At 57.3% G+C, this 20,019-nt stretch carries 15 protein-coding genes and 2 pseudogenes; 10 read left to right on the top strand and 7 right to left on the bottom strand.

The genetic code is table 11. The features are described 5' to 3' along the window. The first annotated feature begins 102 nt into the window (after positions 1-102). From BM186_RS23100 to BM186_RS23085, 4 genes and pseudogenes are all read left to right on the top strand, one after another. Positions 103-1,371, top strand: a complete 1,269-nt coding sequence (locus BM186_RS23100; protein WP_052520214.1) for an OprD family porin — start codon at positions 103-105, stop codon at positions 1,369-1,371. Positions 1,372-1,533: 162 nt separating this feature from the next. Continuing rightward, on the top strand, positions 1,534-1,761 hold the full coding sequence (locus BM186_RS26460; protein ID WP_021703090.1) for a hypothetical protein: 228 nt from the start codon (positions 1,534-1,536) through the stop codon (positions 1,759-1,761). A gap of 310 nt (positions 1,762-2,071) precedes the next feature. Then, entirely contained in the window at positions 2,072-2,299 is a 228-nt protein-coding gene (locus tag BM186_RS26455; protein WP_021703091.1) for a hypothetical protein, read from the top strand. A 150-nt stretch (positions 2,300-2,449) separates the two neighbouring features. Then, positions 2,450-3,009: pseudogene (locus BM186_RS23085) on the top strand (IS3 family transposase); the annotation flags it as partial. Between the two features lie 433 nt (positions 3,010-3,442). Here BM186_RS23085 and BM186_RS23080 read toward each other — a convergent pair. The 3 genes from BM186_RS23080 to BM186_RS23070 all read right to left on the bottom strand — a co-directional run bounded on the left by BM186_RS23080 (position 3,443) and on the right by BM186_RS23070 (position 9,467). After that, entirely contained in the window at positions 3,443-6,631 is a 3,189-nt protein-coding gene (locus tag BM186_RS23080; RefSeq protein ID WP_074918641.1) for a CusA/CzcA family heavy metal efflux RND transporter, read from the bottom strand. 23 nt (positions 6,632-6,654) lie between these two features. Then, positions 6,655-8,202: an efflux RND transporter periplasmic adaptor subunit gene (locus BM186_RS23075; protein WP_074918639.1), complete on the bottom strand. Its 1,548-nt coding sequence runs from the start codon at positions 8,200-8,202 to the stop codon at positions 6,655-6,657. A gap of 77 nt (positions 8,203-8,279) precedes the next feature. Continuing rightward, positions 8,280-9,467, bottom strand: coding sequence for a TolC family protein (locus BM186_RS23070; protein WP_083431643.1), 1,188 nt, complete (start codon positions 9,465-9,467; stop codon positions 8,280-8,282). A gap of 561 nt (positions 9,468-10,028) precedes the next feature. On the opposite strand from BM186_RS23070, the gene BM186_RS23065 reads away from it, so the two are divergent. The 6 genes and pseudogenes from BM186_RS23065 to BM186_RS23040 all read left to right on the top strand — a co-directional run bounded on the left by BM186_RS23065 (position 10,029) and on the right by BM186_RS23040 (position 15,921). After that, a complete protein-coding gene (locus BM186_RS23065; RefSeq protein ID WP_074918691.1) occupies positions 10,029-10,703 on the top strand; it encodes a heavy metal response regulator transcription factor in 675 nt (224 codons plus the stop codon). Further along, positions 10,700-12,145, top strand: a complete 1,446-nt coding sequence (locus BM186_RS23060; RefSeq protein ID WP_074918637.1) for a heavy metal sensor histidine kinase — start codon at positions 10,700-10,702, stop codon at positions 12,143-12,145. The genes BM186_RS23065 and BM186_RS23060 overlap by 4 nt, the downstream gene beginning before the upstream one ends. A 188-nt stretch (positions 12,146-12,333) precedes the next feature. Continuing rightward, positions 12,334-12,651: an IS66-like element accessory protein TnpA gene (tnpA, locus tag BM186_RS23055; protein WP_003282986.1), complete on the top strand. Its 318-nt coding sequence runs from the start codon at positions 12,334-12,336 to the stop codon at positions 12,649-12,651. Next, a complete protein-coding gene (gene tnpB, locus BM186_RS26925; protein ID WP_003282984.1) occupies positions 12,648-12,983 on the top strand; it encodes an IS66 family insertion sequence element accessory protein TnpB in 336 nt (111 codons plus the stop codon). The genes tnpA and tnpB overlap by 4 nt, the downstream gene beginning before the upstream one ends. Before the next feature lie 61 nt (positions 12,984-13,044). Then, positions 13,045-14,583 carry an IS66 family transposase gene (tnpC, locus tag BM186_RS23045; RefSeq protein ID WP_074918635.1) on the top strand — a complete coding sequence of 513 codons (1,539 nt, stop codon included), beginning with the start codon at positions 13,045-13,047 and terminating at the stop codon, positions 14,581-14,583. 30 nt (positions 14,584-14,613) lie between these two features. After that, positions 14,614-15,921, top strand: a pseudogene (locus BM186_RS23040) (OprD family porin). A gap of 139 nt (positions 15,922-16,060) precedes the next feature. Here the strand turns inward: BM186_RS23040 and BM186_RS23035 are convergent. From BM186_RS23035 to BM186_RS23015, 4 genes are all read right to left on the bottom strand, one after another. Continuing rightward, positions 16,061-18,424 carry a heavy metal translocating P-type ATPase gene (locus BM186_RS23035; protein WP_158234282.1) on the bottom strand — a complete coding sequence of 788 codons (2,364 nt, stop codon included), beginning with the start codon at positions 18,422-18,424 and terminating at the stop codon, positions 16,061-16,063. A gap of 5 nt (positions 18,425-18,429) precedes the next feature. After that, the gene (locus tag BM186_RS23025; protein ID WP_003246761.1) at positions 18,430-18,678 is read right to left on the bottom strand and encodes a DUF2933 domain-containing protein; all 249 of its coding nucleotides are present in this window, start codon (positions 18,676-18,678) and stop codon (positions 18,430-18,432) included. Between the two features lie 79 nt (positions 18,679-18,757). Further along, the gene (locus BM186_RS23020) at positions 18,758-19,291 is read right to left on the bottom strand and encodes a cupredoxin domain-containing protein (RefSeq protein ID WP_074918633.1); all 534 of its coding nucleotides are present in this window, start codon (positions 19,289-19,291) and stop codon (positions 18,758-18,760) included. A 147-nt stretch (positions 19,292-19,438) separates the two neighbouring features. After that, entirely contained in the window at positions 19,439-19,996 is a 558-nt protein-coding gene (locus BM186_RS23015; RefSeq protein ID WP_074918631.1) for a cupredoxin domain-containing protein, read from the bottom strand. Positions 19,997-20,019 lie beyond the last annotated feature (23 nt).

Raw genomic sequence — 20,019 nt, 5'->3', positions numbered from 1 at the left:
AGTCATGGCAAATATCCAATTCTGCCAAGAATAAAGGAGCAATTAATGAGCAAGACCAAATTATCTCTTGCAGTATTTTCGGCAATCATTGGAATCAGCCCCATGGTGGCCACTGCTGAGGAAACAAAAGGCGAGGGTTTCGTTGAAGGAAGCAGCCTTAATATCCTCAATCGAAATTTCTACATGAACCGTGACTTCCGAGATGGTCAGTCCAGCTCAACTGGAAATGGCTATTCCGAAGCATGGGCGCATGGCGTCATGGTGAACTTTGAGTCCGGCTTTACCGAGGGAACCGTCGGGGTGGGTATCGACGCGTTCGCCATGCTGGGCATCAAACTGGATACCGGTGATGGTCGCTTTGGCCCTGGCGGCAGCATCAACCTGCTTCCCGTGAACAGCGATGGGGAAGCGGAAGACGAGTACTCCAAGCTGGGCGGAGCTGTAAAAGCTCAGCTCTTCGATACGGTCATTAAGGCCGGCGATGTGTTCCCGATGACCCCGGTTCTTCACTATGGTGACTCTCGCCTCCTTCCGGAAACCTTCAAGGGTGTCACCGTCGTCAATAACAGCGTTGATGGTCTGACCCTGCAGGGTGGTCGAGTTCATGCGATGAGCCAACCGCAGCAGAGTGGCATGAGCGAAGACTTCGCCACCTTCTACGCCGGCGGCGTGGATGCACCTTGGGCGGCCTACTTTGGCGGCGACTACACCCTGAATGACAACCTGGCGTTTAGCCTTTACACCAGCCGCCTGGAAGATGCCTGGAATCAGCACTATGCCGGCATGTCCTGGAGCCACCCGCTTTCTGAGAGCGTCTCGTTGTTCGGCGGCCTGAACTACTACAAAGCCGTTGACCAGGGGCAGAAGCTGCTGGGCGAGTTCGACAACGACATCTACAGCGGCAAGGTCGGTGTGAAGTTCGGTGCCCACTCCCTGGCGTTGTCTCATCAGCGCAACAACGGCGACGATGACTTCGACTATCTGCGTCAGTCTGACTCGATCTTCCTCGATAACTCGATCCAGTACAGCGACTTCAACTCCCCGAATGAGCGTTCCTGGATGCTTCGCTACGATCTCGACATGGCCACCTTCGGTGTCCCTGGCCTGAGCTTCATGACCCGCTACGCCTTCGGTACCGACGCCGACTACTCCGATGCGAACAACGTGTACATGCGTCGTGATGAAAACGGCAACCCGCTGACCGATCAGAAGCGCTGGGAGCGAAACATCGAAGCGAAGTACGTAGTTCAGTCTGGCTCGCTGAAGGATATGTCCTTCCGCGTTCGCCAGATGACCACTCGTGCGACCGACTACGAGTCCGATCTGGATGAAGTTCGCCTGATTGTCGAGTACCCACTGGAAGTGCTCTGACTAGAAAGTGGAGCGGGCAACTACTTGCCCGCTCTCTCTAGCGCTGCATGTCAATATTGTAATTTTGAGCTCATGCTGCCGTTAGCTTCATTTTCGTAAAATCTAGGCATCTTCACAGAGCGCAAGCAAATAGCTCATTACAAACTGAACGAGGCCTGATTTATGAAGATCGCAAATATTGCACTTATTGGAATTCTCGCACTCGGTACTGCTACTTCTGCACTTGCAGAAGATGGCTACGGCCGCTCTTTGGAAGCGGTGAAAAAATTTCGGGAAAACCAAGAAAAAATTCACGGGAAAGACAACAAGGCATTTCAAGTAGAAAGCCAGAAAAGTGGAGTTACTGAAGAAGACGCCGCCAAAAGCAACAACACAACCAACGAAGACTGATTGTTTTTCCCCTACCGAGTCCACCTCTAGAAGCTCCACGAGCTCCTTTGGAAAGAGGTGTACCCTAAGCGCCCTTTAAGGGCGCTTTTTTTATGCATTTCTTTGTCATCATGGCGCGCGACCATGAGAGCTCCTGCATTTACTTGAGGGTCAGTTGTAGGTTCAGCCAGATCTGCCCGTTCTTTATAGTCCTGGATGTCAACATTTTAATTTTGAGCTCACGCTCCGGTTAGTTTCATCTTTCTAAGATTTAGGCGTGTTCAAAGAGCGAAACCCAATAGCTCATCACCAACTGAGAGAGACCCAGCTTATGAAGATTGCACATGCAGCACTTATTGGAATTCTTGCCCTCAGCGTTACAGCTCCCGTGCTTGCGCGAGGTGATAGCCATAACCGTCACGAAATGGTAAAGCGATTCAAAGAGAATCAGAAAAAGATTTACGAAAAAGACAACCAGGCGGCACAAGCAGAAAGCCAGAAAAATAGCAGCACTAAGAAAGATACAGCCCAAGATAAAAATACAGCAAACGAACGCTGATAGCCTTTTCCCTGCCGAGTTCACCTCTAAAGGCTCCACGAGCTCCTTTGGAAAGATGTGTACACTTTGCGCCCTTCCTAGGGCGCTTTTTTATCCCTGTTGTGGCTCAATGATTCTGGACACCCCGATAAGGCGTTAAGCTTCGCCCAAAGTCGTGGTTCCGCAGGAGCCAGAACATTATCGGCAGCGCTGCGAATACAGGGTGTGCAGGTTGGTCACTTTCTGGCTGGACGTCTGATGAAAGAAGCCAGGCTATACAGCTGGCAATGTCGCAAGCATCGCCACCGCAAGGCCGATGGTGAAGGTGCCATTGCGGCCAACACACTGGATCGGCAGTTCACAGTGAGCAGCCCCTACCAAGTGTGGTGCGGTGATGTGACATACATCTGGGCGGGTAATCGTTGGATCTACCTGGCAGCAGTCATGGATTTGTATGCGCGCCGCATCGTCGGTTGGGCACTGCCCAATCGACCTGACTCGCAGCTCACGACACGCGCGTTACGCGTGGCCTACGAGTCCCGAGGTTGCCCGCAGCAGCTAATGTTTCACTCTGACCAGGGTTGCCACTACACCAGCATTGAATTTCGCCAGATGCTCTGGCGCTACCGTATCAAGCAGTGCATGAGCCGCCGCGGTAACTGCTGGGATAACGCGCCGATGGAGCGTTTTTCAGAAGCCTGAAAACGGAATGGTTGCCGGAGCATGGATATGCCAGCCAAGGGCAAGCGGAGGCTGATGTGCTGCCTACCTGACGGATTACGCCTTGCGCTGGATGCAATAGATGGGGCAGATGCATACCCAGAAATGTTTGAATCTTCCTGGGCAGCCCAACCTGATTGGTTTGACGATCCGATGCGAGAAGACTAAAGATTTGGGCGGTTGCAGCGGGTCTAGATGTGGAGCAGACCACGGCTGAGACGAGCTCATCTGACATCGATGACATGCTCGAAGCCGATTGCAGGCTGTATTGGGGATTGGTGTTTCAGGTGCGCCCGCGCTCTTGAACGGCTAGCTGCTGCAGAAGTTCGGCCCAGGAGTCCTGCGCAAAATGGCTCTCGATGAGATTACGAAAGCGAAGGTGGGTTGACCATGCGGTGGTCCATACCGCCTGGGGCACGGACCACCTGGTTCATTTGAGTGACGTCATCCCTTGTGCAAGGCTACATCTCCATCGGTTTCCGACGACTCAGCATCCTCTTCCTCATCCCGTCGGTGTACCCACTGATACAGCACTGGCAGTACCAAGAGCGTGAGGGTGGTGGAGGATAGAATCCCTCCGATGACGACTGATGCCAGAGGTCGCTGAACTTCGGCCCCGGTACCTGTCGCCAGCGCCATTGGCACAAAGCCCAGCGACGCCACCAACGCTGTCATCAAGACCGGCCGCAAGCGAGTCAGAGCACCTTCAATGATTGCCTCGTGCAGCGTCCTTCCTTCCTCACGCAGATTACGGATGAAGGAAATCATCACCAAGCCGTTCAGAACCGCGACGCCCGACAAGGCAATGAAGCCGACGCCAGCCGAGATGGACAGGGGGATATCTCGCAGCCAAAGGGCTAGTACACCGCCAGTCAATGCGAAGGGAATGCCGGTGAACACAACCAGGCCATCCTTGACGTTATTGAACATCATGAAGAGCAAGGTGAAGACCAAGAGCAGAGCGACCGGGACTACGATCTGCAGCCGCTTGGCTGCTGACTGCAGCTGCTCAAACTGACCACCCCAGGTGGTCCAATATCCGGCCGGAACCTTCACATCCTGCAGCAGGCGATCGCTGGCCTCTTGAACAAAGGATCCGATATCCCGTCCTCGCACGTTGGCACTGACCACCACCAAGCGTTTACCGTTCTCACGGCTGACTTGGTTAGGGCCAAGTACGAGGTCGAGGCTGGCGACTTCTGATAGTGAGATGAACGATATCTGCTCTGCCGCTCCGCCTGATGGCGCAGGAACTGGAATCAGCAGGCGCGAAAGGCCCTCGATATCCGTACGCAGCCGATCCGAGAGCCGCACCACCATGTCAAAGCGACGGTCGCCATCGAACAAGGTGCCTGCACGCTGGCCTCCTACCGCGAAAGCGATAGTGTCTTGAACATCGCCTACGTTCAGGCCAAAGCGAGCAGCCTTGTCACGATCAATGTTGATGGTTAGCACGGGCAGCCCAGTGGTTTGCTCAACCTTTACCTCGGAAGCGCCCTCTACTTTCTCCAAGGTTTCCGCAATCTCAGCAGCAGTGCTGTTGAGCACACCCATATCGTCACCAAACACCTTCACCGCGACGTCACTGCGTACACCTGAAATCAGCTCGTTGAAGCGCAACTGGATGGGTTGAGAAAGCTCGTAGTTGCTACCTGGAACTTCCGCACTCACACGCTGCAGGTCAGCTATCAACTCTTCTCGCGACTTGTCCGGATCAGGCCACTGGTCCTTGGGCTTGAGCATGACGTAGGCATCCGAGATGTTCGGCGGCATTGGGTCAGAGGCGATCTCAGCGGTACCGGTCCGGGCAAATACCCTCTCGATCTCCGGCACCTTCTCTACCAGTCTCTTTTCCAGGCGCGCCTGCATCTCCACCGACTGCGTCAGGCTAGTTCCTGGTACGCGCAATGCCTGCAAAGCAAAGTCCCCCTCGCTGAGGCTAGGGATGAACTCGCTGCCCATGCGACCTGCCAATACACCGGACAACACCACCAAGGTAACTGCGCCGGCAAATACTGCGGTTCGGTTGCCCATGACCCAGCCCAGTACCGGCTCGTAGCCTTTGCGGGCGGCACGCATAACGAAGTTCTCTTCCTCTTTGACCTTGCCGGTGATGAAGAGCGCAATTGCAGCTGGAACAAAGGTCACGGAAAGAATCATCGCCCCGAACAGAGCAATCACCACAGTGAACGCCATGGGGTGGAACATCTTCCCTTCGACCCCTGTCAGCGCAAAGATCGGAAGGTAGACCACCATGATGATTAGCTGGCCGAAGATCAGGGCCCTGCGCGCCTCTCGCGAGGCGGCAAACACTTCATGCAAGCGTTCGGAACGGGTAAGCATCCGGCCATGGTGCTGTTGCGCATGAGCCAGCCGGCGAATGGCGTTCTCGACAATGACCACCGCGCCATCAACGATGATGCCGAAGTCCAAAGCACCGAGGCTCATCAGGTTAGCGCTCACCTTGTTGGTGAACATCCCAGTGAAGGTGAAGAGCATCGACAGCGGGATCACCATCGCGGTGATGATCGCTGCGCGAATATTGCCGAGGAACAGGAAAAGGATGGCGATTACCAGGATCGCGCCCTCGATGAGGTTCTTCTTAACCGTAGCGATGGCCTTGTCCACCAGATCGGTTCGGTCGTAGACCGTGATGGCTACTACCCCATCTGGGAGCGATCGATTGATCTGCTCCAGCTTGGCGGCAACTGCCTGCGAGACGCTGCGACTGTTCTCGCCAATGAGCATGAACACCGTGCCGAGCACAACTTCGCGACCGTTTTCGGTGGCAGCTCCAGTACGCAGTTCTCGGCCAATCTGCACATCCGCAATATGGCTGACCCGAATGGAGGTCCCGTCGACGTTGCTAATTACAATGTTGGCGATGTCCGCTGCAGTGGCGACCTGCCCGGGAGCCCGAATCAGCAGCTGCTCGCCACTGCGCTCGATATAACCAGCACCAACGTTGGCATTGTTGCGTTCAAGCGCAGTGACCAAGTCTCCCAAGGTGAGCTTATAGGCGGCCAAACGCTTGGGGTCCGGGGCGATCTGGTATTCCTTCGCGAAGCCACCGATGGTGTTGATCTCAGCCACGCCTGGAACATTGCGCAGCTGAGGCTTGATGATCCAATCCTGGATTACCCGCAGGTCGGTGGGCGTATACGGCGTGCCGTCCTCCTTCAACGCCCCCTCTCTAGCCTCGACCGTCCATAAGAAGATCTCACCCAATCCTGTTGAGATTGGGCCCATGATTGCCTCTGCCCCCTCTGGCAGTTGTTCGCGGGCAACCTGCAGGCGCTCATTGACGAGCTGGCGGGCAAAGTAGAGATCCGTGCCGTCTTCGAAAATTACAGTCACCTGCGACAAACCAGAGCGCGATAGCGATCTGGTCTGTTTGAGGTGCGGTAAGCCGGCCATGGCCGTCTCGATCGGAAAGGTAATGCGCTGCTCGGTTTCTAGAGGTGAGAAGCCTGCTGCTGCGGTATTGATCTGTACCTGAACGTTGGTGATATCAGGTACAGCGTCTATGGGGAGCTTCTGGTAGCTGGCAATACCTAAGCCAGCCATAGCCAGTACGGCAAGCATCACGATGATGCGCTGCTCGATAGCGAACTGAATAATGCGTTCGAACATACGAATTTTCCGTAAATGGCGGGTCAGTGGGCGTGGTCGGCGGAGCCTTTGCCCAGCTCGGACTTGAGGATGAAGCTCCCTTCTGTCGCAACCTGCGCTCCGGCGGTCAAGCCTTGGGTAATTTCCACAGTCCCTTCGCTACGGGTGCCTAGCACCACGGGAAGTGCCACGAATCCATCGTCCACGCGAACGAAAACCGTGGGTTTCTCTTCGATGGTCTGAATTGCCTGGACTGGAACGGTGACGTTGGCCTGGCGGGAGTCGGCTGACAACGCGACGGATACGAAGAGGCCTGGGCGCCATGCGCCATTTGGATTTTCGAGAGTGGCGCGGGCAGTAGCCGTGCGTGTCTGCTCGCCAAGCAAGCTACCCACGTACGAAACGTTGCCTACAACCTCAGCCTCCAGTTCCGGAGCACTGATTTTGACCGGCTTGCCGACCCGGACCTTGCCCAAGTCCCGCGGTGCAACACTGAAGGTTGCCCAGACACGGCCGAGATCTGAAATGGTGAAGGCGTTGCTCGCTTCGTTCACGACTTCGCCAAGCACTAGGTGCTTTTCAACCACGATGCCATCGAACGGGGCCCTAAGCTCGTAGCGGTTCCCCCCCGCAAGAGCAACGTTTTCACCCAGGGTTCCCATTTTCTGACGAGCATTGCTGAGAGCAATTTCTGCCTCCTGCAGCGTTTGGCGGGCCTGCAGATAATCCTGCTCTGCGGAAATTTTCTCCTTCCACAGTTGCTGCTCTCGCTCAAAGGTTGTACGGGCCAGTTCGACCCTACGCTGGGCCGCAGCAAACTCACTGCGCTGATCTGATATTTGCTGGCTTGCGATGACAGCTAGGAGTTGGCCCTTCTTGACGGCCTCGCCTAAGTTGACCTGGACGCTCTCCACTACACCTGCAGTTCGAGGAACCACGTGAGCCGTATGGTCCTCATCGAAGCGAATCTCACCGGGAAGGATGATGGTAGTGCTCATAGCCCCGGCAGCAGCCTTCACCAGCTGGACTCCGGCGGCATCGATTTGCTCGTTGCTGAGCTCGATGAGCCCCTCCTCTTTGGAGTAGCTGAAGCGATAGGCCCTTCCTTCTCGCTCAATCAGAATGCGAGCCTCGAAGTAGTGCGGCTCGGCGATACCCATGGCACTGATGAAGGCATCGCCCTTGGGCTCAAATCGGAGCGTATTCACTTCACCTGAAGGACGTCTGACCTCCATGGACACCCGGGTATTCTCCTCGGGCACAATCTGCTGCCCTCCCTGTGCTAGATACAGCGACATGGGAGCACTTCCATCCTGACTCTCTGGCGCAACTAGCTCGGCACTGAAGTTGTCCTGACTGAACAGCGTTCCTCCGTTTGGACCGCGAGAGTGATGCTCGGTATCTCCATGCTCATCAGCATCGCCGTGGCCCTGCTTCGCTTTTTCGCCATGGTGCTCTGTGTCCTGATGGCTGCTTGTCTCGGCGTGCTCATCCGATCCATGGCCTTTCTCCTCATTCATGAGGGTTACTCCGCCACCAATAAGCCCTATGCCCGCAAGGATCGCGAGTACGAGGGGTAATTTTTTGCTCATAAGCAACTCCTAAAGGAAATGCAGCGACCCGCACTCCAGATGCGGGTCACCAAGAAGGTCGGTAGGAGCTCAGCGGCTCAACGTGCGGCGGGGATGGCTGATACATCGCCATACACGCGCTCTAACTGCACCCATGCCGCGGTAGCTGAGGCCAGGGCGTCGACATACTGCGTGCGGGCACCAATCAACGTGCGCTGAGCATCCAGCACATCGAGAAAAGCGAATTTGCCCATCTCAAATCCGCGGGTAGCGCTATCAACAGCGCTCTTGGCCGAGGGGAGAATCGTCTGGTCGAACGAGTTGATCTCCTCGTTCGCAACGACCCACTGATCCATGGCTTGCGCTATATCTGCCCTGAGGCGTAGCTCGGTGGCGTTGCGCAGGTCGCGAGCTTGGTCGGCGCGACGTGCAGCGGAGAGAATGTTGCCCTGGTTGCGATTGAAGAGAGGGATCGGCATCGATAGGCCAACTACGTTGACTCGCTCCCGATCTTCAGCGCTGTATTGGCTGCCCAGACTCACGTTCAGGTCTGGAATGCGCTGGGTCTTTTCCAGCTCGAATGAGGCTTCTTGCTGATCCACGGACAGCCGGGCTAGGCGCATTTCTGCGGTTGTTTCCAAGGCTGACCACAGCTGATTGATTGTTGGCGGTTTAGGGATGCTGGTCGCACTCCCAACAACCCTGATTTCTGCACTCCCGCCGATGACAGCCTGCAGTCGAGATTGTGCGCTAGCCTGATCCAGCTGAGCTCGACGTAGCTCAAGGCGGACCTCAGAGAACTGCACCTGGGCCCGTGTCAGCTCAACGGGTGAAACCTTGCCTGCCTTGACTCGCCCCTCAGCTCCCTGAACCCCTCGTTCAGCCAGCACGAGAGATTGCTCCGCCAGTTCGACGCGCATCTTTGCTTGCAGGTTGTCGTAGAACGCCTGAATAACATCGGCGCGCAGCCCATTCTGACTGCGCTCTAGCTCGACCGATGCCGCACTCTGCCCTTTCTCCGCTAGCTCGATACGAGCCCCTCGCTTCCCCCCCAGCTCAATCGGCTGCGTAATCTGGGTGGTAGTGGTCCGCGTGTTGCTGCGGGTGTCTTCCACCTCCCATGACAGCTCCGGGTTTGGCAGCAGGCCGGCTTGCTGCCGCTCGCCCAAAGAGATGTCTACCAATCGGCTTGCAGCCGAGAGAGCCGGACTGTTGTCTTGCGCTTGGCGCAATGCTTCAGCCAGCGACAGCTCCGAAGACGCAGCTACTGCTGGTCGGCCAACCATCCATAGGGACACCAATAAAGCCGGAAGCAACTTCCGATAAAAAACTGCAACAACACCATCGCAAGAGAGCAAGGGTTAATCCTCCGCAACCAATGATCATCCCTGAACTAAAACGGCTCGACCCGGCAGTGGCGGTCAGCTGATGACGACAGGAAATGAGTTAGCCGCAGAATTTAGATGTCAGTTCATATCGCCAAGGTGACTGGAAAATTACAAATATGTAATCAAGGCCTGCAGGCTATTTCGCTGTATTAAGATGCCCCATCAGAGAGCCATTTGAAGTTACATGCTGATACAAACCTGGCGTCAGCGAAGGAACCTTTTGGGAAATCAGTAACCCCAGCAGAGAAATCTGCCTGAAATGCTCGAGACATGCGACGCCTTGTCGCAGCGCCAGTTACAGCAAGGCTTGCGCATTGACCCTGTAGCCGCTACAGGCTTTAGGATTGCCTACTCATATCGTGCGCTAAAAGCCTCTTCATGCCACGTTACTATTAATCTCATGAAACTTTACGCGGCCCAACAAACAACAAAATGCCGCTTGCCTTGGATGAATTTAATATGCGAATCCTAGTTATCGAGGACGAGCCAAAAACTGCCGAATATCTGCATCAAGGATTGACCGAGAGTGGCTATATAGTCGACAAGGCCTCTACTGGATTAGATGGTCTTCATCTTGTGCGTCAACACACTTACGACTTAGTTATTCTGGATGTAAATCTTCCGGAAATAGATGGCTGGAGCGTGTTGGAAAATCTCCGCCGTGATAACAACACACGAGTAATGATGCTCACCGCCAGGGGAAGGCTGGCAGACAAGATCAGGGGCCTGGACCTAGGGGCGGATGACTACTTGGTGAAACCCTTTGAGTTTCCTGAGCTGCTGGCCCGAGTTCGCACCCTACTGCGTCGCAGTGAACAAGCTCCGGCGCCAGAAACTCTACGTGTAGCAGACTTGGAGCTGGACCCAGCTAGACATCGAGCATTCCGCGGTGAGCAACGGATAGACCTGACGACCAAAGAGTTTGCGCTGTTGCACTTGCTGATGAGGCGTTCGGGTGAGGTGCTTTCACGCACTCAGATCATTTCGCTGGTGTGGGACATGAACTTCGATTGCGACACCAATGTGGTCGAAGTCTCCATCCGCCGCTTGCGCGCCAAAATCGACGATGCCTTTGAGAGGAAGCTCATCCATACCCTCAGAGGGGTTGGTTACGTGCTTGAGGAGCGGGAATGAGACTTGCCAGCCTCTCCATGCGACTTGGGCTTTCTGTCGCCTTGATGGGGGCCGCACTGGTGGTACTTCTGGCCGCCCTTGCTTACTTCTCGCTGACGCACGAGCTGGCCTCGCTGGCCCGAAGTAGCCTGACCGGCAAGCTTGAGCAGATCCAGCACCGACTCAAAGAGGATTCGATATCGAGTGCTGACATCGCCAAGCAACCGCATGGACTGCTCGACCTTGTTGTAGGCCACGACAACCTACAACTTGCCATCTATGAGCGAGGGCCTGAAGGTAAGAAGTTGCTGAGCGTTAGCAACAGGTCGGACGCTCCGAAACTGCATTCTGAAGGCACCGTAGGAGTTTTCTTCCACGAATGGCTGGATAGCACCAAGCACAGCTTTCTGACGGCTTCGAAGCATGTGCGCTTGAAAGATGGCAGTGAAGTCACGATCCAGCTCTCTATAGATCGATCTGCAGACGACGCACTGCTAACGGCGTACCTGCGATCCACCATGATCGCTCTGCCTTTTCTTCTGCTCTTCATTGGCGTTGGAGCTTGGTGGATTGTCCAACGCGGATTGTCACCGCTGCGCCAGTTTAGAAAAATAGCGTCACAGGTTTCCACTCAGGACCTGACCCATCGCATACCAATAGATCGACTGCCTCAAGAGCTCAGCGAACTGGCACACGGCATCAACTTCATGCTCCATCGCCTGGACAGTGGCGTTCAACAGCTCTCGCAGTTTTCTGATGACCTGGCTCACGAGCTGCGTTCCCCCATTACCAATCTGATGGGTAAGGCTCAAGTAACCCTTTCACGAGAGCGTCCACCAGAAGAGTACAAGGCGGTACTTGAATGCTGTACCGAGGAGCTTGGACGCGTGACGCGCATCGTCTCGGACATGCTTTTCCTCGCCCAGGTAAGTCACCCTGCTTCGTTGGTGCCCTTCGAGCGCATTGACTTAGACGACGAAGCACGCCGAGTTGCAGATCTCTTCTCTATTTCCGCCGAGGAAAAGCAGATTGCGATAGACATCAGCGGGGCCGGCCACACCTTCGGTGATCGATTGATGATCCAAAGAGCCGTCTCGAACCTCCTGTCGAACGCCATACGCCACAGCCCTCGCAACAGCAGGATCTCGTTGCTGATTGAAAAGCAGCATGAGACGGTCTCGCTGTCTGTTGGCAATCCAGGGATTGGTATCCCAGCACAGCACATTCCTCATCTGTTCGAGCGCTTCTACAGGGTCGATACCAGTAGATCCCGAGCAGAGGGAGGCACAGGTCTGGGGCTGGCCATCGTGCGATCTATCATGAGCCTGCACCAAGGCTCCGTCGATGTGTCCAGCGTTCCGGGCAACTACACCGTTTTCCGATTGTTGTTCCCTCGCGCGCCAGAAACTTCAACGAGCCTGCTGCGTGCCGGAATCGGAAAGCAGAGAAGACAGCTGAGCTGACTTCTATCGCACCCTGCCTATGTGGTTTCACATACGGCTGAGCCGCCTTTACACCGGAGCATCGCCATGAAAAAAATAAGTGCCTCCCGTATCCGTCCGGCCAACTCACCTTCCGAACTCCAGCATTAAGGACGATGGTGTCCGCGTATTTTTAAGCGGACGCGATAGCCCTTATCGCCGGGATTTCCATGCGCCAACGAAGCTCTTACCCCAAACCGTTCAAGGCCCAGGTTGTTCAGGAGTGCCTGCAACCCGGTGCGACCGTTTCCAGCGTTGCCATCCGCCACGGCATCAATGCCAACGTCATTCGCAAGTGGCTACCGCTTTATCGAGATCAACTGCCAGCGGCGTTGCCGGCGTTCGTTCCTGCGAGAGTTACGCCAAAACGACCAGTTGAACCAGCTGTGATTATCGAGCTACCGCTGGGCGAGCAATCGATCACAGTGAAATGGCCAGCTTCCGATCCTGAAGGATGCGCCCGCTTTGTCCGGGGGCTCGCCCAGTGATCCGTATCGATAGTATCTGGCTCGCCACCGAACCCATGGATATGCGCGCGGGCACTGAAACCGCGTTGGCCCGCGTGGTGGCGGTGTTCGGTGCGGCGAAGCCGCACTGCGCCTATCTGTTCGCCAATCGCCGCGCCAACCGCATGAAAGTCCTGGTGCATGACGGCGTGGGTATCTGGCTGGCCGCGCGGCGATTGAACCAGGGCAAGTTTCACTGGCCAGGCATCCGCCACGGCTCGGAAGTTGAACTCGACACCGAGCAACTTCAGGCGTTGGTACTGGGGCTGCCCTGGCAGCGGGTCGGTGCGGGCGGCGCGATCACAGTGCTGTAGCACCGGCCATTAGCCCATCGGTGTATCTGCGCAGAGCGTCTGCTCTGGCACAATCAGCAGCATGAACTCCTCGCCCAATCTCGACCAACTGACAGCTGAGCAACTGCGCACACTGGCCGCGCAGTTGCTGACGCAGGTCGACGTGATGGGCAAGAAAATCCACCGTGATCAAACCATCATTGAGCAGCTCACACACGAAATCGCTTGGTACAAACGGCACAAGTTTGCCAAGCGTAGCGAGCAACTGAGCCCTGACCAGGGTAGCTTGCTGGACGACCTGCTCGACACTGACATCGCCGCCATCGAGGCGGAGCTGAAAGCTGTCAATCCCCCGGTTGCTCCAGCCGAACCCCGCCAACAGCCCAAGCGCACACCGCTGCCGGCACAATTTCCGCGCACCGTGATCCGCCACGAACCGGAGAACACCCAATGCGCCTGCGGCTGCCAGCTGCAACGCATCGGTGAAGACATCAGCGAAAAGCTGGATTACACGCCGGGCGTTTTCACCGTCGAACAGCATGTGCGTGGGAAATGGGCCTGTCGCCAGTGCGAAACACTGATCCAGGCCCCCGTGCCGGCCCAGGTGATCGACAAGGGCATCCCCACCACCGGCCTTCTGGCTCACGTGATGGTGGCCAAATTCGCCGACCACTTGCCGCTATATCGGCAAGAGAAAATCTTTGGCCGTGCCGGCCTGGCCATCGCTCGCTCGACACTGGCGCAGTGGGTCGGACAAACCGGCGTGCAGCTCCAGCCGCTAGTCGATGCCCTGCGCGAAGCCGTGCTGGGCCAACGCGTGATCCACGCTGACGAAACCCCGGTGCAAATGCTCACCCCAGGCGAGAAGAAAACCCATCGGGCTTACGTCTGGGCCTACAGCACCACACCCTTCGCCGATCTGAAGGCCGTGGTGTATGACTTCAGTCCCAGCCGTGCCGGCGAGCATGCGCGCAATTTTCTTGGTCAGTGGAATGGCAAGCTGGTCTGCGACGACTTCGCTGGCTACAAGGCCAGCTTCGAGCAAGGCATTACCGAAATCGGCTGCATGGCCCACGCCCGCCGCAAGTTCTTCGATCTGCACGCTGCAAACAAAAGCCAGTTGGCCGAACAAGCACTGCACGCGATGGGCAGCCTGTACGAAATCGAACGGCAAGCACGGGACATGAGCGATGAAGAACGCTGGCGAATACGACAGGAAAAGGCTTCACCGATCCTCGATACACTGCATGACTGGATACTGGCCCAGCGTGATCTTGTGCCCAACGGATCGGCCACGGCGAAAGCCTTGGATTACAGCCTTAAACGCTGGCAGGCACTGACTCGCTATGTCGAGGATGGTGCTGTGCCCATCGACAATAACCAGGTCGAGAACCAGATTCGTCCATGGGCCCTGGGGCGCTCGAACTGGTTGTTTGCCGGGTCGCTACGCAGCGGCAAACGCGCGGCGGCGATCATGAGCCTGATCCAGTCGGCCCGCATGAACGGGCATGATCCGTATGCCTATCTCAAGGACGTGCTGACACGCCTGCCGACGCAACGGGCGAGTGAGGTCGGCCAACTGCTGCCATCAGTGGGCGCCTGCCTGAGTCGCGCAAGGTGAGTTCGGCGTACGCTTACTGCCTCCCTAGCACTGGGACTTTTGAGCCAGCATGTATATGCCGCCGGCTTCATCGAAGACAGCAAGGCCAGCCTCGGCCTGCGCAATTTCTACATCAATCAGGACACCCGCAACGAAGCGGCCAACACCCAGGAAGAATGGGGTCAGGGCTTCCAGTTCAACTACATCTCCGGCTACACCGAGGGGACCGTCGGCTTCGGCGTCGACGCTCTCGGCCTGCTCGGCGTCAAGCTGGATTCCGGCAAGGGTCGCCATTACAACCCCGACTCCAGCAAATACGGCGGCACCGTGTTCCCCACCGACGAGAACGGTCGCGCGGTGGACAACTTCGGCAGCCTGGGGCTGACCGGCAAGGTGCGTCTGTCGAAGACCGAGGCACGCATCGGTACCCTGCAGCCCAAGCTGCCGGTGGTCACCTTCAGCGACGGTCGCCTGCTACCGCAGACCTTCGAGGGTGGCCAGATCACTTCAGCCGAGATCGACAACCTGACCCTGGTCGGCGGCCAGCTGGAACACGCCAAGGGGCGCAGTTCGAGCAACAACGAAGGCCTGTCCATCTCCGGAGCCAACAACGCCAAGACCGGCCAGTTCAGCAACAAGTTCTACTACGCCGGTGGCGACTACAAGATCGGCAAGGACCTGCTGGCGCAGTACTACTACGGCGAGCTGAACGAGTTCTACCGCCAGCACTTCCTCGGCCTGACCCACAGCCTGGCCATCGGCCCGGGCGCGCTGAAATCCGACCTGCGCTACTTCAAGAGCGACGCCGACGGCAAGAACGACAGCGCCGCCGGGGTGGCCAAAGGCTATGCCAGCACTGGCTACTACGGTCTGAACGCGGCCGGCAAGGCGATCACCAAGGGCGAAGTGGACAACGACACCTGGAGCGCCCTGTTCACCTACAGCCTCGGCGGCCACGGGCTGAGCGCCGGCTACCAGGAAGTCTCCGGCGACAGCAACTTCCCCTACCTGAACCAGGGCGACGGCGCCACCGCCTACCTGATCACCGACCGGCAGATCGGCAAGTTCGCCAGTGCCGGCGAGCGCACCTAGCTGGCCGAGTACGGCTACGACTTCACCAAGGCCGGCCTACCAGGTCTGAAGGCCACTGTCACCTATCTATCCGGCGACAACATCGATTCGGCCGACGGCGAGAAGAAGGAATGGGAACGCGACTTCCGCCTCGACTACGTGCTTCAGGACGGTGCCCTCAAAGGCCTCGGTTTCTCCTGGCGTAACGCCAGCCTGCGTGGCAACACCAGCGCCGCCGACCAGGACGAGAACCGCCTGATCGTCAGCTACAGCCTGCCGATACTCTGAGCTAGCCCCAAGAGGAGCCTCGCCTGATGGCGAGGCTCTTAGATTGCTATGTCGTGGGCGATGGGGAATGCCCCTACGATGAAATGGCGTCAGCTTGCCCTTCGTCGACCGAGGCAAACGATGTTAGCTACCGCAAGGTCTAATCGATCCGTGACTGCCGCAGCCGTAAGGCGTTAAACACCACGGACGCGGAGCTGACACTCATCGCCAGCGCAGCAATCAAGGGCGACAGAAGATGCCCCGTCAACGGGTACAGCAGCCCCGCTGCAAGCGGGATTCCCATCGAGTTGTAGAGGAACGCAAAGGCAAGGTTCTGCCTCATGTTCTTCACTGTGGCCACCGACAAGGTGCGCGCCCGCAGGATGCCCATCAGGTCTCCCTTGACCAGGGTCACTTGGGCGCTGTTCATCGCCACGTCGGTGCCCGTGCCCATGGCGATGCCTACGTCGGCCCTGGCCAAGGCCGGCGCATCGTTGATGCCGTCGCCTGCCATGGCAACACGCCGGCCATAGCTCTGCAGTTCGGCGACTAATTTCTCCTTGTCCTGCGGTTTCACCTCGCCATGCACCTCCTCGATGCCTAACTGATTCGCCACGGCCCTTGCTGTGGTGAGGCCATCGCCAGTGGCCATGATGACCTTCACGTCAGCGTTCTGGAGTTGAGCAACAGCCTGTTGGGAGGTCGGTTTGATTGGATCGGAAACGGCCAGGAGACCCGCCAGGCGACCATCTACGGCCAGATAGATGATGCTGATACCCTCCAGGCGCAGTTGCTCTGCACGGTTACGCAGCGAAGTAATATCGACGCCCGCCTCCTCCATCAACGCTGTGTTCCCGAGCTGCAGTTGATGGCCATCGACCTGTCCGCGCACACCAATACCTGAGCCAGACTCGAAGGTCTCCGGTTTCACCAAGGCAAGACCCTGTTCACGCGCATGATCGACAATGGCATGAGCCAGCGGATGCTCGCTGCCCTGGTCGAGGCTTGCGGCCAAGCGCAGAACCTCGACCGAGTCGAACGAACCGGTTCCCTCTGCACTATGAAAGGTCGGCCGCCCCTGCGTCAGGGTCCCGGTCTTGTCGACGATCAAAGTGTCGATTTTGCAGAGGTTCTCGATAGCGCTGGCATCACGGAACAACACACCGCTGCTGGCGGCCTTGCCGGTCGCGACCATGACCGACATCGGCGTTGCCAAGCCCAGGGCGCATGGGCAGGCAATGATCAGTACGGCCACGGCGTTGATCAGGCCAAATACCCAACCTGATTCCGGCCCGAACAACCCCCAGCCAAAAAATGTCAGGATCGCGATCAGGATCACCCCCACCACGAAATACCCTGCAACGGCATCGGCCATACGCTGCATGGGCGCCTTGGAGCGCTGGGCCTTAGCCACCATCTGGACGATCTGCGACAACATGGTTTCGGCGCCCACCTTCTGCGCTTCCATCACCAGACTGCCGTGGGTGTTCAGGGTGGCACCGATGAGGGTATCCCCTGCCCGCTTGGTGACGGGCACCGGCTCGCCGGTGAGCATCGACTCGTCGACAGCGCTCTCGCCCTCCAGCACGGTGCCATCCACCGGGACTTTTTCGCCCGGCCGGACACGCAAGTGGTCACCCTGATGGACGTGGGTCAGCGGAATATCTTCTTCCTGGCCGTCAGGCCTGATGCGCCGGGCAGTCTTGGGGGCCAATCCCAGCAGTGACTTAATGGCGGCAGAGGTCTGCGAGCGGGCTTTGAGTTCGAGCATCTGGCCCAACAGCGTGAGCGAGATGATCACCGCGGCGGCCTCGAAGTAGACGCCGATGCGTCCATCCTGAACGAAGGCCGCCGGGAACCACTGCGGCACCAGGGTGGCTGCCACGCTGTAGAGGTAGGCGGCTGCAGTTCCTAATCCGATCAGGGTCCACATGTTGGGGCTGCGGTGGCGGATGGAGTCAATGCCGCGGGTGAAGAATACCCAGCCACCCCATAGCGTCACGGGCGTCGCCAGAGCCAGCTCGACCCAGTTCTGGGTCGTGCCATGAAACAGTTGCAAGGAATGGCCGGCCATCGCCAATACGGTCACGATGACGGTCAACGGTAGGGTCCACCAGAACCGCAGCGAGAAGTCCTTCAGCTCTGGATTTTCCTCCTCTTCCAGCTCCGGGATGACAGGTTCCAGCGTCATCCCGCAGATCGGGCAGTTTCCGGGAGCCGGTTGACGGATTTCTGGATGCATCGGGCAGGTGTATTCAGCACCTACAGGTGTCGATGTGGGTGCTGGAGTCGCGTGCTGGTGATGCTCCCCATGAGACTGATGGCTCATGTACTGATGAGGATCTGCTTGGAATTTCTCTAGGCACTTCGCACTGCAGAAATGATAGGCCTTCCCTTCAAAGCTCTCGCGATAAGGGCCATCAGGTTTGACCTCCATGCCACACACCAGGTCGCGCTGGCTCTCGGAGTGGGCGTGCGAGTTATGTGAATGATCCTGGTCATGATGGCAGGAGGTCTTTTGCATGCGATCTATGTCCTTTCTTCGTCCTTGGAAACAGCGGTGCTGCTGGAGTGGGAGTGCCCGCCGTGATTGTGGCCAAACAGATGCATCAGCGGGCATAGCAGCAGGATGAGGTACGGCAGGGCCTGCGAAAGATGACCGTAATGCTCACGCGCTACATAGAAGATGCCGATTACGGCCAGCATGATCAGCGCAATGCCAATCTTGCTCTTCCAAAAAGGCGGCTCAGTGGTACTGGTGTGATGGGTATGGTCCACGACAATAGCCTCGTTTCAATGGCGGCCGGATCAGTATAGGTGTCTCAGACTGGACGGAGTTGGCGAGTATCAATAAACGTCAGCGTACGGTCACCTTACCGACCATTCCCGACTGATAATGTCCTGGAATATTGCAGGCGAACTCCAGTTCGGTGGCGGCGGAGAAGGTCCAGATCAGCTCTTCGCGTGCTCCAGGTTCGACAAGAACACTGTTGGGGTCATCGTGTTCCATACCGACCATCTTCATGCCGCCCATGGCATGGCCCATATTGCTCATGTCATGTGCACCTGTAGGGGACAGCGTGCCGTTCTGAAACATCGCGGCCATCTCTTTCTGGTGCGCGGCATGGGATGCCGCTTTGCCAAGATTGAATTCGTGTAGCAGTGCACCGTCATTTTTCAGGACGAAGCGAACTGTCTCGCCTGCTTTGATCTCCATTGCTTTGGGTTCGAAGAAGATGTCCCCCATCCGGACTTCGATGGTGCGATCTACTGCCTGACCGTCTCCCGGTTGCCCAATACTGTCTTTCTTGTGGCCCGGGCTGGCCAGCGCATTGGCAGCACTGAGCAGCAAGCCAAGGGTGGTGAGTATGAAAGCGGGTCTGAGTTTCATGGTGTGCCTCTGAGGTGTTGAGGAGGGATGAGTCCCGATGCTAATGAGGTGCAGCTGGCGGTACGCTGACGTGAAAACTACATCGCAGTAAGGTTCGTCAGATCGGTGCTCCCCAGCTCGCGGCCAACGGGTAGCACCGATGCCGGACTAACGCAGAGCAAACTCACCGACCATCCCCGCCTGGTAATGCCCAGGCAATGTACAGGCGAAGCTCAAACTGCCCGCCTTAGGGAAGGTCCACACGAACTCTTTGGTTGTGCCGGGCTCGACGAGAACCGCGTTCGGGTCGTCATGCTTGGCTTTGATGACTTCCGGATAGCCTGGAGGGTTGGAGTCTCCCGTGCCATAACGCTCATGCCAGACAATGCGCTCGGCCATGCCGGTCGGGGTCAGTGTGCCGTCCTTGAACAAGGACGCCATCTTGCGCTGGTGCTCCAGCTGGGACGCTGCCTGCCCGATGTTGAACTCGTGCATCAACGCGCCCTCGTTCTTCAGAACGAAGCGCACGGTTTCACCTGGCTTCACATCGATCGTTTTCTGGCTGTAGTTGATGTCGTCCATCTTTACCAAGATGGTACGAGTCGCTGGCGTCGCCTGGGCCTGCTGCCCAATGCCATTGCTACTGCCGCCGACCTCGGCAAATGCCGGAAAGGTGGTGCTGATGAACAGAGTGCTGATCAGCAGTTTAAGGGGTAAGTGTTTCATGGTGAGACCTCGAGATGGGTGCT

This window comes from Ectopseudomonas toyotomiensis (genome assembly GCF_900115695.1).
Lineage (GTDB): Bacteria > Pseudomonadota > Gammaproteobacteria > Pseudomonadales > Pseudomonadaceae > Aquipseudomonas > Aquipseudomonas toyotomiensis.
The sequence above is the reverse complement of the archived record's forward strand: the minus strand, read 5'-3'. Positions and strand labels throughout refer to the sequence as shown.

Excerpts from the sequence above, each read along its gene's own strand:
- BM186_RS23100 (WP_052520214.1), top strand. The coding sequence starts at position 103 with ATGGTGGCCACTGCTGAGGAAACAAAAGGCGAGGGTTTCGTTGAAGGA.
- BM186_RS26460 (WP_021703090.1), top strand. The coding sequence starts at position 1,534 with ATGAAGATCGCAAATATTGCACTTATTGGAATTCTCGCACTCGGTACT.
- BM186_RS26455 (WP_021703091.1), top strand. The coding sequence starts at position 2,072 with ATGAAGATTGCACATGCAGCACTTATTGGAATTCTTGCCCTCAGCGTT.
- BM186_RS23080 (WP_074918641.1), bottom strand. The coding sequence starts at position 6,631 with ATGTTCGAACGCATTATTCAGTTCGCTATCGAGCAGCGCATCATCGTG.
- BM186_RS23075 (WP_074918639.1), bottom strand. The coding sequence starts at position 8,202 with ATGAGCAAAAAATTACCCCTCGTACTCGCGATCCTTGCGGGCATAGGG.
- BM186_RS23070 (WP_083431643.1), bottom strand. The coding sequence starts at position 9,467 with ATGGTTGGCCGACCAGCAGTAGCTGCGTCTTCGGAGCTGTCGCTGGCT.
- BM186_RS23065 (WP_074918691.1), top strand. The coding sequence starts at position 10,029 with ATGCGAATCCTAGTTATCGAGGACGAGCCAAAAACTGCCGAATATCTG.
- BM186_RS23060 (WP_074918637.1), top strand. The coding sequence starts at position 10,700 with ATGAGACTTGCCAGCCTCTCCATGCGACTTGGGCTTTCTGTCGCCTTG.
- tnpA (WP_003282986.1), top strand. The coding sequence starts at position 12,334 with ATGCGCCAACGAAGCTCTTACCCCAAACCGTTCAAGGCCCAGGTTGTT.
- tnpC (WP_074918635.1), top strand. The coding sequence starts at position 13,045 with ATGAACTCCTCGCCCAATCTCGACCAACTGACAGCTGAGCAACTGCGC.
- BM186_RS23035 (WP_158234282.1), bottom strand. The coding sequence starts at position 18,424 with ATGCAAAAGACCTCCTGCCATCATGACCAGGATCATTCACATAACTCG.
- BM186_RS23020 (WP_074918633.1), bottom strand. The coding sequence starts at position 19,291 with ATGAAACTCAGACCCGCTTTCATACTCACCACCCTTGGCTTGCTGCTC.
- BM186_RS23015 (WP_074918631.1), bottom strand. The coding sequence starts at position 19,996 with ATGAAACACTTACCCCTTAAACTGCTGATCAGCACTCTGTTCATCAGC.